The organism is Endozoicomonas sp. ALC020, assembly GCF_049275935.1.
Taxonomy (GTDB): domain Bacteria; phylum Pseudomonadota; class Gammaproteobacteria; order Pseudomonadales; family Endozoicomonadaceae; genus Endozoicomonas_A.
The window spans coordinates 78979-92113 of the sequence record NZ_CP184830.1 but is presented as its reverse complement, the minus strand read 5'-3'; the positions used below and the strand labels follow the sequence as shown (position 1 = coordinate 92113).

The window sequence follows — 13135 nt, the reverse complement described above, 5'->3', positions numbered from 1 at the left end:
GCAAGTGGATTTTTTCATCCTTCAAGGCGCAACGACGGACGCGTAGCCATAGCTACGCAACCAGAGTTGGAACGCAGAAGGATGGAAAAAGCCGCCGTCCAGAATATGCGAAACCAACTGGTTAGGTACTTACTAGTTAGACCTGATAACAGCAATGTTATTAAGAAACCAAAGCGTCAACGTGGATCAGTGAGCCTCTTCTTTGCCGATCAGGATTCACCAAATAATCTTACTCAGGCTGGCAGCATGAATCTGAATCGTTGAATGATGTTCGATGGCCGTTGAACTCTCTGGAGTTATCACGGTCATAGAATGATCAGGATCTGATTCAGGAGTACTTTATGCCGTCAAACCGCTTTGCCTGTGGGCAGTTACTTTCTATTCTGCTGACCTCACTGTTCTTAATGCAGACGGCACCTTCATTTTCTTCAGAAAGTTATCATACAGAGCCATGCCGTCGCTCTGGAGGGCATCGGTTCTCTTTGGCCGTCCTGTTTGCGTCTGCAGCTAACTATTTTGCATCGCCCGAGACACCACACTCGCCAGAATCCGGGGAAGATGAATCCTGTACTATCCAGCCCTTTGAACTCTGGAAGCCAAAACTGGACCGTGAATTTTGTCAGTCTCTGATTGCCAGTAAAAACTGCACAGAAGCTTTGAAACTATTAAGAAAAACGCAAGCCATGCAACCTGCAACAATGTCCTGCGATGATTGGCAAGCTGATCTGGAAGACTATTTCAACTGGCGCTGGCCGGGGAACAACGCCAGCCAATGGCAACAAAATCCTGTGCATCACAGAGGGTTACAGTGGGTGACTGACACCATGGATGAAGCTGAGTTCATAGCTCTTCTGGCTCGTTCTCCTTCGGTGTTTTCGTTGGACAGGATCGAGATCAACGGTCAGCCGTTTATTTTGAAGGGCTATGCGGACACTGGCTTTATGATTACCCCCATGTTGAAAGTGGCAGAATGCTACTTTGTGCCAGAAGAAGAGCCCGTGGCTTTTGGTTTTGATGAGTGGAGCGGATGGGTCGCGGGGCGTATGCACTCCCTGTTCAAAGCCGTGAAAGGGCGCTCACTCCATGATTGGCTAGATGAGTCCCGTAAACCTTCAAGTAAGGTTGACCTTGGTGCCTTGTTCTCGGAGTTTGGGCAAATTCTGGCGAAATTTCACCTGCGTCACAGAGATTCGGATTTGGATGGAATTTATACCCTTTCCAGAGCCGTTCATCATGACCTGAATTTCCAGAATGTTTTTTATGATGAAGAGTCGGGCTTCTCTCTGATTGATACCATCGGGCTTTCTGTTTCAGTTTTGGAACCGTCTAAAGTGCATAATGACCTTATTATGCTGTTCAAGAATATGGACAAACACAGAATATCAAAGGGTAGCTTTATCAGTGCCTATGTAGGTCAGTGGCCAGAAGAAGCTCAGGAGAATCTCAAGCAGGAAATAGAGTCACTTTAAATCTTGCAACGAGACGTTTGCCCTGAGCTTGCTACCCAGGCCAAAAAGTGGGTTAAAGGGCGTCTTTTTTACCGGTCTGGACTAAATATAGAACCGTAATCAGGCTGGCAGCATGAATCTGAATCATCGAACGATGTTCGATGGGCGTTGAACTCTCTGGAGTAATTACGGTCATAGAATAACCAATATCTGATTCAGGAACATGTTATGCCGCGAAACCGCTTAGCCTTTGGGCCGTTATTTTTTATTATGCTGACCCTCCTGCTGTTAATGCAGTCCACATATTCTTTTTCTTTGGAAAGTTGTCCGACAGAGCCATGGAGTCGTGGAGGTTGTCGGTTCCCTTTGGCCGTGCTGTTTGCGTCTGCAGCTGCTTATTTTGCATGGCACGAGACACCGCACTCGCCAGTAACCGGGGATGATGAATCCTGTAGTATCCAACCCTTTGAACTCTGGAAGCCGAAACTGGACAGTGAATTTTGTCAGTCTCTGACTGCCAGTAAAAACTGCGCAGAAGCTTTGAAACTATTAAGAAAAACCCAAGCCATTCATGCTGCAACAATGTCCTGCGATGATTGGCAAGCTGACCTGGAAGATTATTTCAACTGGCGTTGGCCGGGGAACAACGCCAGCCAATGGCAACAAATTCCTGTGCGTTACAAGGGCTTACAGTGGGCGACTGACAACACGGATGAAGCTGAGTTCATAGCTTTTCTGGCTCGTTCTCCTTCGGTGTTTTCGTTGAACACGATACGGATCAACGGTCAGCAGTTTATTTTGAAAGGTTATGCTGAAACTGGCTTTATGATTACCCCTATGTTGAAAGTGGCTGAATGCTACTTTGTGCCTGAAGAAGAGCCGGTGGCTTTTGGTTTTGATGAGTGGAGTGGATTGATCGGGGGGAGGATGCACTCACTGTTCAAAGCCGTAAAAGGGCGCTCTCTTCGGGATTGGGTTGCTGAGTCCCGCAGGCCCTCAAGCAGTTTTGATATTGAAGCATTGTTTTCCGAGCTTGGGCAAATTCTGGCGAAATTTCACCTGCGTCACAGGGTTTCGAAATTCGATGGGATTTATACCCTTTCCAGGGCGGTTCATCGAGACCCGAACTTCAATAATGTTTTTTATGATGAAAAGTCGGGTTTTTCGCTGATTGATACCATAGGGCTTTCTGTTTCTGTCCTGGAACCATCGGGAGTGTTTTACGATCTGAATCAACTGTTCCTAGAGATGAACGGAAGTCAGATATCAAAGGATGGCTTTACCAGGGCCTATATAAGTCAATGGCCGGAAGATGTTCAGGAGAGTCTTAAAAAGCAAATTGAGTCACTTCAGGTCGTGCAGATTAACTATACACCATCGTACCGTAAGCCTTGAATCAAGTAACAAGCCGCTGCACAAAGCAGGAGGCTTCAGTGTCTCCTGTTGCTGACTGGCCAATACTGATTTGTTTTTCAAATTGAATATGGCTGATTTTATGCCATTTTTAAGCAGCCTGTATGAGCGATGCAGGCGAATTTCTATGTTTTTTAAATTGGAGTAAAAAATAATCATGCTCAATCCCCTGAACAAAAACATTTTGCTACTTTTTGCGAGCCTTTCTTCTGCTTTGGTAGCAGCAAACCCTATTGTGGAAGGAAACAGTAATGGCATTATATTTGATGCTTCCTGCCCGAACGGAGAAAAGGTTTGTAAAAATCATCCGATTGACTGCCTGGGCGGCTGTGCGCTCAATGCATCAACAGGGGAAACTGTGTTTCAGTGGGAACGCACTATTTTTACAACCAAAGCCGACAAGGCTTCACGGCTTGATATTCAGGCAATGAAAAAGTGTCTTGGCCGCGAAGCCATCCGCACTGCTTTGCTCAAGGGGCAGGAAAACATGCAGGATACCGGTTCAGAGACATTACCCTGTACAGTCACTGGCTCGGAATGGCAATATATCTACCCCCAGTATCATATTTCGGCGCTTACACAGCCTGCTTGTGACAAAACCGAATCTTATCTTGATGAACTGACAGGCAGTTGCCAGAACTGGAAAAATACCGTCTCTGAAGCCGGACTGTGGGTCGGGGTCGGGGCGGCTGCTGTGGTTGCTTTGGTTACATCCTATTTCGTTATAGCACAGGTTGGCAGATGCACCGGATGGTTTCATTGGTTCACTCTTGGAGATGGTGTAGGTATGTGTATTAGAAAGTTCAAATGCTCCGGGTACGTGAGACCAGGCGGTTAATAGAAGGAAGAGGCAGGCATTCTTGCCATTAACAAAAAGCAAGTAAATTTTATGTAGACCATTCAACCGAAGCCGTTCAGGAGATTCTTCAGGAGCTAATAGAATTACCTTAACCATTGCAGCCAGGTGCCAGAGCTTGTCTAAGGCTTCGACAAGCTCTGGGCTAAGTATCAAAATTTTGAACTTTTTCGGAAAAATATGGACTAATAAAAGGTATGAATTGGAATTGTAAAGGAGTACTTCCATGTATTTATCCATAATTCCCTCGCAATCTCAGCCCACCGAGGCAGATACAGCCTGCCAGAAAGTTCAGAGCTCGAAAATAAATGTTTAAAATGTTTAAAGGACATCCATATAAAATACAATCAAACCCTGACAGCCACTAAAAGGTAAATATTAATGAAATGTTTAAAATGTTTAAAGGACATCCATATAAAATACAATCAAACCCTGACAGCCACTAAAAGGTAAATATTAATCGTTTATCAGAACAAACAAAAAGCGAATCACTCAAAAGGGAGAAAAGTCAGAAATAGCAAAGCTCCCCATATGACAGGGGAAACTAATAACAACGAAAAAGTTGGTCAATTAACTTACGCCATAAAATAAACGACTACAGGCGAACATCCCCTGTACCCAATGCTGCCCCATTTCCTGAGCAAAAGTTTTCATGGCTTCCAGCTTGCCCACTGCCCGATAGAAGCGGCTATTCCATCTCATGGTTTTGAGCCATTCATTTGAATCAATTTCCAGTCGGGTCAGAATGGGTGGAATATCTGAAGGGATTGAACCTTTCTTATCAGATCGAACTGCACGCCCACTCCAGTCAACCAGCTCAAGATAATCGTGAAGAATATAAGGCAATGCCTTAGCCGGGTTTTGCCCTTGTGATCGAAAAGGCAGAAGGGTGATTGGCTGCTTTCGGGTATCAGAGCCTGCCAACTTTTCAATTCGTTCCTGGATCGACGTGTAGTCTGATTCTTCTGGTGTTTCCGATATTTCGGCACGGATCGGATTCAAGTCAACATAGGCCATGCAGGTCAACAACGCTGCTTCATCCAACAACGCCTGACTTTTAAAACGCCCCTCCCAGAATCGACCTCTGCAGCCATCTTCCTGGTTAGCCTCACGGGCAAGATGTTCGTTCAGGCAACGCATGAACCAGCTGATGTTCGTTAATCGATTTCGATACTCTTCAACAAATTCGTCCACGCGAGCCAGTTCCGAATGACTCAGCTGGTCAGCAGCAAGATACCTCTGAACCAGATGCGGACCTGTGAAAAGCCTTGTCCATCGACTCAAAATTTCATCTCGTGTCCACTCTCCGGCAGGTATCTGATTAATATGCAAAACCACATGATAGTGATTCGACATGACAGCGTAGGCGCAGACCTCTATAGAAAAGATTGAAACCAGTTCTCTGAGCTTGTCTACAACCCACTGCCGACGGTGCTCGTAGTTTTTGCCCGTTAAATGATCTTCTCCACACAAATATGCTCTGCGTACGCACCGAGCTATACAGTGATAATAAGGTGTGGAACCTGGGTCGATCAGAGAACTTCGCGCACGGGTCATAATCTCTCCTGCCGGAACTAAAAATCAGCAACAAGAAAAAAGTAGACAAGCTGGTTTGTTTGTCAAATATAAGGGGGTCTTTTTATTCTTTTTTATGGGTGTCCTTTTATTTTTTCTTATTTTTGGGTGTCCTTTTATTTTTTTGGGTGTCCTTTTATTTTTTTTTTATTTTTCTTATTTTTGGGTGTCCTTTTATTTTTTTATTTTTTTTTTTTTTCTTTTTCTTTATTATTTTTTTTCTTTTATTTATTACGATCGCCCCGGGCTAGTCGCAGCTTTCGACATGCTCAGGGCAACCTCAGGTCAACAGAGTGTGAGTCTATCCGCACATAGCCGGATCAGATTTCTGCGGCAAGGCGAGCCCCCTGGTTAATGGCTCGCTTGGCATCCAGTTCGGCGGCAACGTCGGCACCACCGATAAGGTGAACAGGCTTGCTGATGATAGTATCAGCCAGCTCTCTGAGAGGTAATTGACCTGCACAGATGACTACGTTATCCACATCCAGAACCTTTGGCTCACCATCAATGGAGACATGAAGACCACTATCGTCTACCTTGTGGTATTCACAGGAAGGCACCATTTTCACGCCACGCTTGACCATTTCGGTTCGGTGAATCCATCCGGTGGTTTTACCCAGGGTGGCTCCCGGCTTCGTCTTTTTGCGCTGAAGCAGGTAAACCTCCCGTGAACTTTCTTCTTCCCGGGAGCCGGAAGCAGCCAGACCACCCCTGTTGCTGAGACTCATATCAACCCCCCAGTCTTTCATGAAGGCTTCGACATCCAGGCTGTGTGAAGGCCCTTTCTGGGTAATAAATTCACTCAAATCGAAACCAATTCCGCCAGCACCGATCACTGCTACGGTTTTACCGACTTTTGCACCCCTGAAGACATCCAGGTAGGTCAGAACTTTGGGGTGATCCAATCCTTCAATATCGGGTGTACGTGGTGTAACGCCAGTCGCTACGATGATTTCATCAAAATCGCTGTTTTCCAGTTCACTGGCAGAAACCCGGGTGTTCAGTTTCAGATTTACACCGGTGAGCTCTAACTGACGCTGGAAGTATCGAAGTGTTTCATGGAACTCTTCCTTGCCCGGTACCTGTTTGGCAATATTGAACTGGCCACCGATTTTGTCAGCAGCCTCAAACAGGGTGACATCATGGCCTCTGTATGCGGCAGTTGTCGCAAAAGAGAGGCCGGCGGGACCAGCACCCACCACCGCAAGCTTTTTCGGCTTGTCAGTAGGCAGATAGTTTAATTCGGTCTCATGACAGGCTCTGGGGTTAACAAGGCAGCTGACCAGTTTCAATTCAAAAGCATGGTCCAGACAGGCCTGATTGCAGGCGATACAGGTGTTGATTTCATCAGCACGGCCCTCTTCAGCTTTTTTAACCCACTCTGGGTCAGCCAGCAAAGGGCGAGCCATGGAAACCATGTCGGCATCGCCTCTGGCCAGAACCGTTTCAGCCACTTCTGGCATGTTAATACGGTTGGAGGTAATAACAGGAACGCTTAACTCTTTTCTGATTTTTGCAGTGACCCAAGTGAAAGCAGCACGGGGGACCATGGTTGCAATGGTGGGAATGCGAGCCTCGTGCCAGCCAATACCGGTGTTGATAATGGTCGCACCCGCTTTTTCGATCTCTTTGCCAAGCTCTACAATCTCATCCCAGCTGCTGCCGCCTTCAACCAGGTCGAGCATGGAGAGACGATAAATAATAATAAAGTCTTTGCCGGTCTTTTCTCTTACACGACGAATGACTTCAATGGGCAGTCGAATGCGGTTTTCGTAACGTCCACCCCAGTCATCATCACGGTGGTTGGTTTTAGCGACGATAAACTGGTTGATGAAATAACCTTCCGAACCCATGATTTCAACACCATCATAGCCCGCTTTCCGGGCATTCAGGCTACATTGCACAAAGTCTTCAATCTGGCTGTCAATCTCTTCGGGCGTCAGCTCTTTGGGAGGAAAAGGCGCAATCGGTGCTTGCAGGGCACTGGGAGCAATGGCTTTAGGGTGGTAGGCATAGCGGCCGGTGTGCAAAATCTGCATACAGATCTTGCCGCCTTCGTTGTGTACGGCCCGGGTGACCAGGCTGTGACCGGCAATCTCTTCTTCTGTTGTAATCTGGGCTGCGTTGGGCAAGCCGCCGGATTCCCAGTTGGGCGCAATGCCGCCGGTCACCATCAGACCGACGCCACCTTTTGCGCGCTCACCAAAGTAAGCGGCCAGCCGCTCGTAGCCACCGGGATGCTCTTCCAGGTTAGTGTGCATGGAGCCCATCAGCACCCGGTTTTTCAACTGTGTGAAGCCCAGATCCAGTGGTTCCAGCAGGTGAGGGTAGAGCTTATGGGGCTCAGAGCTGTGTGGGGAGATGGTCATCGACAGATCCTCATCATGTTTTTTAAGGGACATTTGTAATTATCTTATCTGGACGGCGTCAAGATAAGACTGTATGTTGACACTGTCAAGATTGAGTATTCATTTTCTGAAACAGAGCACTGTCTTTGAGTAAAAATATGTCAGCCAAGAAGAATTACCATCATGGAGACTTACGACAAAGCCTGATTAATGAGGCAACCCGGATGATCGCCGGGTCCGGCGTTGAGAAGCTCTCTATGCGTGGGTTGGCTGATGCTGTTGGTGTCTCGAGAACCGCAGCCTATCATCATTTCAAAGATAAGAATGAACTTTTATGTGCCATCGCAGAGCAAGGGTTCAATCACTGGTACCAGGAACTGGGAAGCAGGCTGACAGAAGCCCCCGACGATCTTGAAGCCTGGTTTCGTGAGTTTTCCCACGCTTACATCGATTTTGCCCAGAATCATGCCGAACAGTATGACCTGATGTTTGGCCGACCTATCTGGAAGAATGGGCAAGCCACTGATGAACTCAGTAAAATCTCATTTGAAGCTTTTCAGCGTTATGCTGACTTTGTCAAAAAATACTTACCGGGTGACAGCTTCAGTCAGGATCAGGATGCCCTGCGGGTAGCCCAGGTATCCTGGGGCAGTTTGCACGGTTTAAGTCGTTTATTAATTGATGGGGTTTATCTGGATAAGGCCTCCATCAATAGCATGTGCGATGTAGCGGCAAGATTACTGGTACAGAATATGAAGTCAACATAGCTGCTTTTAGCTGCTCTGATTCATAAGGGCCGCTCGGACTCATCAAAGCTACGCCAGAAAAGGCGAGCCATTCTGATATCATTTTGAGCCATGGATCGACCTGTTTCGGTCATCAGTTTTTCTTCAAAAAGGTTCTGTACTCTTCGGGTTTGCATCAACGCCTGATCGCAGGGGAATTTTCTGACTTCAAGGTTACAGGCCAGTTCGCGGGCTATGCCCCGGGCTCCCATTAGGTCCATGGCATCGGCATCAAAGACAATTTTCGCCTCTAAGGGGGAACGCCCGGAAATCAGATGAGGACGGCACAGCCTGACAATCTCGTACAGCTGAGATTGAACGACGGGATTCAATCCGGTTTCTTTCAAAAGTTTATCGAGTTGCTCCAGATGGTCATGATATTGATGGAGCCAGGCACCCGCTTCAACAAGAAAGGAATTACCCGATTCATACTGATTGATCTTCAGGGCGTATTTTACCACTCGTTCTCCATGCCTCAGGTTGTGGTAAGGGTCCTGCTGCTGATAAAAAACGCTGGCTTTTGCTTTTATGTCGTTCAGGCAGTTCTGCATGGTTTTGCTCTGATCGCGTCCATATCCATTCAGGGAGAACTGTCGGCAGGGTTGGGCAGTACCTTCAGCCTGAATGCCTGAAAATAATAGTATTAATGACAGAGTGGCTGACAGGATTTTGGGAGGCCGGAGTAGACATTGCAATGTATATTCCTGATGAGGTTGTCTGCCGCCCCTGACAGGCGGCAAAACCTTTACGATTTAGCGGGAAAATGCCAGGGCCCTGCGCTCTATCCACCTTATTATCAGTGTCAGGATTCCAGTCAGAGTCAGGTAGATAAGACCCGCCAGTGAGAAAACTGTAAGGGTGTCGTATGTTTGGGCATTCAGGCGAGCGGCATAACCCATGAGGTCCATTAAGGTAATGGTACTGGCCAGTGAGGTTCCTTTCATAACCAGAATCATTTCATTGCCATAGGCTGGCAATGCCCTGCGAATCGCGTGGGGCAGAACGATCCGGGTCAAAGCCTGCTGGCGCGTCATACCCAGCGCCATAGCCGCTTCCCACTCACCGGCAGAGACCGCATCAATAGAACCCTTGAATAGTTGAGTGGAATAAGCTGCGCTATTCAGGGCCAGAGCCAGCATGGCACAGAACCAGGGTTCGCTGAGCAATGACCAGAATACTGTTTCCTGTAGGATCGGAAACTGAGCCGGACCATAATAAATCAGAAAAATCTGCACCAGCAGGGGGGTGCCTGTAAACATCAGGATTTGCAGGCGAACCAGCCAGACCAGAGGTTTAAAACGCAAGGAAAGGATCAGGGTAAAAAGCAAGGCCATGACCAGACCAGCCAGCAAGCTGACTAAGGTCAACTCCAGGGTGGTCTGAAGACCTCTTGATAGGAGGGGCAGGTATTCATACAAGGATTCCGGCATTATACGTTCACCGTCCTGATATGTTGACTGGTTTTCTGTTTCATCTTGTTCAGGCAATGTTGACTGATCAGGGTGATCAGCAGATAGATGGCACCAGCTGTTGCGTACCAGGTAAAAGGTTCATAAGTCTGGGATGAAACCAGTTGTGCCTGACGTAGCAGGTCCGTCACGCCTATCAGGGCGACCAGTGCCGTATCTTTCAGAAGCACCAGCCACTGATTGCCCAGCCCGGGTAGTGCGTGGCGCCAGGCCTGGGGCAGTATCACTCGATAAAAACAGCGGACAGAGCTGATACCCAGAGCTTTGGCCGCTTCCGACTGCCCCCTGGGAACGGCCATGAAAGCACCCCGCAGAGTCTGGCTGGCATAGGCTGAAAAGATCAGCGACAGGGCAACGGTACCGGCTGTGAAAGGACTGATCTCGATAAATTCATCGGTAAGCAGAAAGAGCAGGTGAGTCGCACCGAAATAGATAAAGAAGACCACCAGAATCTCGGGCATTCCTCTGATAAGAGTGACCCATGAAACGGTCAGGTATCTAAGCAACCGGAAACGGCTCAGTTCACCCAAAGCCAGCAGGGCCGCGAGTATCAGGCCCAGAAGCAGGGAAGAAAGCGCCAGTCCCAGAGTCATCAGAGTTGCATTGAAGAAGAGATCAAGCATGGGTACATGGGTCTGTCAGTTAATAAAGAGACTGCAACTGGGCAGGATGCAGTTCAGGCTTTGTTAAAGTATTTGTCGTAGATTTTTTGGTAAGTGCCGTTTTCTTTAAGTTTTTTCAGGGCAGAATCAATTTCTTCCTTCAGTTTGTCCTGTTTTCTGACTGCAATCCCGTAGCCGATGCCAAAATAATCTGCATCTTTCACCTCCGGGCCTGCCTGGGCATAGAGACCTTCGCCTCTTTCTTTCATCCATTCTCTGGCAACCGCAGTATCGGCGAAGACCGCATCAACCCGGCCACTGGTCATATCCAGGAAAGCATTCTGGAATGTGTCATAAGGACGGACCTTAACACCCTGACTCTCCAGCTTTTCGATCAGATACTGTTGATGGGTTGAGCCGTTCTGAACACCCACAGAGTGACCCTTGAGCGCTTCAATAGACGTTAATCCCTTGTTTTTGTCGGTGACAAAGATGGCCGAGTTCTCATAATAAGGGCCACTGAAGTCGACTTGCTTGAGACGGTCTGGAGTAATGTCCATCCCTGAAATCACTGCGTCAAAACGGCGGAACTTCAGACTGGGAATAAGGCTGTCAAAGGACTGATTGCTGAACGTACACTCTGCTTTCAGTTCGTTACAGATGGCTTTGGCCAGATCAATATCAAACCCTTCCAGTTGATTGTCTTTACCCACAAACTCAAAAGGAGGATAAGTGGCTTCTGTGGCAAAGCGAATAGTCTCGACAGCCTGAGCCTGAGTGAATTGAGCGCCAATGAGCGTGGCAACAGTCAAAGCACTGGTCGCCAGCAGGGAAGCGAACATCTTTTTCATTTTTTGATACTCCAGAAATCATGAAAGTCTATAAACAAGCCAGTGCAGTCAGGCGTAAGGCTCCATTCCATAAACAGCAGACTTGTTGAAGCGCGGTGACACCATCCTTCAAAAAGCTCAGGACGAAAGGAGTGTTTATCTGCATCAGCACCTGGCTGCAATGGTCGGAGACACTGTCTCCGGTGGGTCAATGTTCCAGATAGCTGCGAAAAGCCTCTGTCCGGGGGTGAGCAAAGTGATCGGATGATCCATCTTCAACAATATGACCATCTTCAAGATAAATCACCTTGCTGGCAATTTTTCGCGCAAATTCGACTTCGTGAGTGACAACTACCTGGGTGATACCAGATTGGCTCAGCTCCCTGATCACTTCTACCACCTGATTGGTGATAGCCGGATCAAGAGCAGCAGTGGGCTCATCGAATAAAAGAACGTCTGGCGACAGCATCAGGGAGCGGGCAATAGCTACCCGTTGCTGCTGGCCACCCGACAGCGAAGAAGGCCAGGCGTGGGCTTTTTCAGACAGGCCAACACGCTCGAGCAGTTCTCTGGCTTTGGTGGTGGCTTGTTCTTTGGGCATACCCTGTACGACCGGAGCCTCAATCAGATTGCCAAGCACGGTCATATGTGGCCAGAGATTGTATTGTTGAAATACCATGCCTACCCTGCGTCTCAGGGCGCAAGCCTGTTTGTTCAGGTGCCTGCTGTTATGGCCATTGTTGAAATTAAACGCCATATCAGCGATTTTCATGGTGCCCTGGTCGGGTGTTTCCAGCAGGTTGAGCATGCGCAGCAGGGTGCTTTTACCTGCACCGCTGGCCCCCAGAAGAACGGTGGTTTCACCCCGGGGAATATTAAAACTGATATCTTTAAGAACCTGTGTGGAGCCAAATGCTTTGCTGAGGCCCTCTACGACTATGCCCATTGCCTTTCATCTGCCATTTTGTGAGAATTCCCGCTTTGCCGGGTATGAGATGCAGCGGGTTTTTTTGTGCTCATGACTGTGTGAGAGTACTGCCCATTGCAAGGTGTTTGTGGTGCTTGCACAAAAAAGCCTGTCCCGATTTTATCGTATGGGCAGGCTTCAGGGCTGACGGAGTCCGTTGAGCTTGACCCTTTCTTACCAGAAAAGCATAGGCCGAACAGACGACTGGTTCACACAAAAATAGATTCTCTTATATGAATATGGATAAAATCAAGTATTTTTAGAATACTTATTCATAATTGGTGCTTTTTTATCCAGAAGAGGCCAGGGATTCTGGTCACTACTGCCTGGGAATTCAGGAGCAATGAACAAAGGTTATGGCCAGTCAAAAACAGGAAGAACTCATTAAGGCTTTCAGACAGCTGCTTAAAGAAGAGCGCTGCGGGTCCCAAAGCCAGATCGTTGAGCAACTTCAGAGTCAGGGCTTTGATAATATCAGTCAGTCAAAAGTTTCCCGGTTACTTTGTCGCCACGGTGCTGTTCGTGTTCGCAATGCCCGCAATGAACAAGTGTATTGTCTGCCCCCGGAACTGGGGAAAATGGATTCCAATATTGCCGTCAGAGATCTGGTGGAAGACGTAGCTAACAACGGCATGTTGATCGTGATCAAAACCAGTCCGGGGGCTGCCCAGATGATCGCACGGCTGTTGGATTCCGTCGGCCGCTCCGATGGTATCCTGGGGTGTGTAGCGGGCGACGACACTATTTTTGTAGCTCCCGTTTCCTCTGCTGAAATTGACAGGCTTCAGGACGGTATCGTCAAGCTGTTTATGTAACACCCTGATTATCATTGGACTGATTGA

The 13135-nt window shown here is 47.9% G+C and carries 12 protein-coding genes; 5 read left to right on the top strand and 7 right to left on the bottom strand.

Annotated elements, in window-relative coordinates; all coding sequences use genetic code 11:
* Nucleotides 1–341: 341 nt before the first annotated feature.
* The 3 genes from ACOJUO_RS00340 to ACOJUO_RS00330 all read left to right on the top strand — a co-directional run bounded on the left by ACOJUO_RS00340 (nt 342) and on the right by ACOJUO_RS00330 (nt 3699).
* Nucleotides 342–1469 carry a hypothetical protein gene (locus ACOJUO_RS00340; protein ID WP_422134730.1) on the top strand — a complete coding sequence of 376 codons (1128 nt, stop codon included), beginning with the start codon at nt 342–344 and terminating at the stop codon, nt 1467–1469.
* 345 nt (nt 1470–1814) lie between these two features.
* On the top strand, nt 1815–2843 hold the full coding sequence (locus tag ACOJUO_RS00335) for a hypothetical protein (protein ID WP_422138621.1): 1029 nt from the start codon (nt 1815–1817) through the stop codon (nt 2841–2843).
* 175 nt (nt 2844–3018) lie between these two features.
* Nucleotides 3019–3699, top strand: a complete 681-nt coding sequence (locus ACOJUO_RS00330; RefSeq protein WP_422138620.1) for a hypothetical protein — start codon at nt 3019–3021, stop codon at nt 3697–3699.
* Between the two features lie 588 nt (nt 3700–4287).
* On the opposite strand, the gene ACOJUO_RS00325 is transcribed toward ACOJUO_RS00330, so the two are convergent.
* Both ACOJUO_RS00325 and ACOJUO_RS00320 read right to left on the bottom strand, forming a co-directional pair.
* Nucleotides 4288–5274 (bottom strand): transposase, encoded by a 987-nt coding sequence (locus ACOJUO_RS00325; RefSeq protein WP_422138619.1) that lies wholly within the window; start codon nt 5272–5274, stop codon nt 4288–4290.
* 338 nt (nt 5275–5612) lie between these two features.
* A complete protein-coding gene (locus ACOJUO_RS00320) occupies nt 5613–7661 on the bottom strand; it encodes an FAD-dependent oxidoreductase (RefSeq protein ID WP_422137130.1) in 2049 nt (682 codons plus the stop codon).
* A gap of 137 nt (nt 7662–7798) precedes the next feature.
* On the opposite strand from ACOJUO_RS00320, the gene ACOJUO_RS00315 reads away from it, so the two are divergent.
* The gene (locus ACOJUO_RS00315; protein WP_422138618.1) at nt 7799–8407 is read left to right on the top strand and encodes a TetR/AcrR family transcriptional regulator; all 609 of its coding nucleotides are present in this window, start codon (nt 7799–7801) and stop codon (nt 8405–8407) included.
* 20 nt (nt 8408–8427) lie between these two features.
* On the opposite strand, the gene ACOJUO_RS00310 is transcribed toward ACOJUO_RS00315, so the two are convergent.
* From ACOJUO_RS00310 to ACOJUO_RS00290, 5 genes are all read right to left on the bottom strand, one after another.
* The gene (locus ACOJUO_RS00310) at nt 8428–9120 is read right to left on the bottom strand and encodes an HD domain-containing protein (protein WP_422138617.1); all 693 of its coding nucleotides are present in this window, start codon (nt 9118–9120) and stop codon (nt 8428–8430) included.
* A gap of 57 nt (nt 9121–9177) precedes the next feature.
* Nucleotides 9178–9855 (bottom strand): arginine ABC transporter permease ArtM, encoded by a 678-nt coding sequence (gene artM / locus ACOJUO_RS00305; protein WP_422134724.1) that lies wholly within the window; start codon nt 9853–9855, stop codon nt 9178–9180.
* Entirely contained in the window at nt 9855–10517 is a 663-nt protein-coding gene (artQ, locus tag ACOJUO_RS00300) for an arginine ABC transporter permease ArtQ (protein WP_422138616.1), read from the bottom strand. Before artQ ends, artM begins: the two co-directional genes overlap by 1 nt.
* 53 nt (nt 10518–10570) lie before the next feature.
* Nucleotides 10571–11347 carry a lysine/arginine/ornithine ABC transporter substrate-binding protein gene (locus ACOJUO_RS00295; RefSeq protein WP_422134722.1) on the bottom strand — a complete coding sequence of 259 codons (777 nt, stop codon included), beginning with the start codon at nt 11345–11347 and terminating at the stop codon, nt 10571–10573.
* A 187-nt stretch (nt 11348–11534) separates the two neighbouring features.
* Entirely contained in the window at nt 11535–12272 is a 738-nt protein-coding gene (locus tag ACOJUO_RS00290; protein ID WP_422134721.1) for an ATP-binding cassette domain-containing protein, read from the bottom strand.
* A gap of 377 nt (nt 12273–12649) precedes the next feature.
* Here ACOJUO_RS00290 and argR point away from each other — a divergent pair, with 377 nt between their 5' ends.
* Nucleotides 12650–13108 (top strand): transcriptional regulator ArgR, encoded by a 459-nt coding sequence (gene argR / locus ACOJUO_RS00285; protein ID WP_422134720.1) that lies wholly within the window; start codon nt 12650–12652, stop codon nt 13106–13108.
* The last annotated feature ends 27 nt before the right edge of the window (nt 13109–13135 follow it).

Bases quoted from the DNA above. Each gene is read 5' to 3' on its own strand.
- ACOJUO_RS00340 (WP_422134730.1), top strand. From the start codon at position 342: ATGCCGTCAAACCGCTTTGCCTGTGGGCAGTTACTTTCTATTCTGCTG.
- ACOJUO_RS00330 (WP_422138620.1), top strand. From the start codon at position 3,019: ATGCTCAATCCCCTGAACAAAAACATTTTGCTACTTTTTGCGAGCCTT.
- ACOJUO_RS00325 (WP_422138619.1), bottom strand. From the start codon at position 5,274: ATGACCCGTGCGCGAAGTTCTCTGATCGACCCAGGTTCCACACCTTAT.
- ACOJUO_RS00320 (WP_422137130.1), bottom strand. From the start codon at position 7,661: ATGACCATCTCCCCACACAGCTCTGAGCCCCATAAGCTCTACCCTCAC.
- ACOJUO_RS00315 (WP_422138618.1), top strand. From the start codon at position 7,799: ATGTCAGCCAAGAAGAATTACCATCATGGAGACTTACGACAAAGCCTG.
- artM (WP_422134724.1), bottom strand. From the start codon at position 9,855: ATGCCGGAATCCTTGTATGAATACCTGCCCCTCCTATCAAGAGGTCTT.
- artQ (WP_422138616.1), bottom strand. From the start codon at position 10,517: ATGCTTGATCTCTTCTTCAATGCAACTCTGATGACTCTGGGACTGGCG.
- ACOJUO_RS00295 (WP_422134722.1), bottom strand. From the start codon at position 11,347: ATGAAAAAGATGTTCGCTTCCCTGCTGGCGACCAGTGCTTTGACTGTT.
- ACOJUO_RS00290 (WP_422134721.1), bottom strand. From the start codon at position 12,272: ATGGGCATAGTCGTAGAGGGCCTCAGCAAAGCATTTGGCTCCACACAG.
- argR (WP_422134720.1), top strand. From the start codon at position 12,650: ATGGCCAGTCAAAAACAGGAAGAACTCATTAAGGCTTTCAGACAGCTG.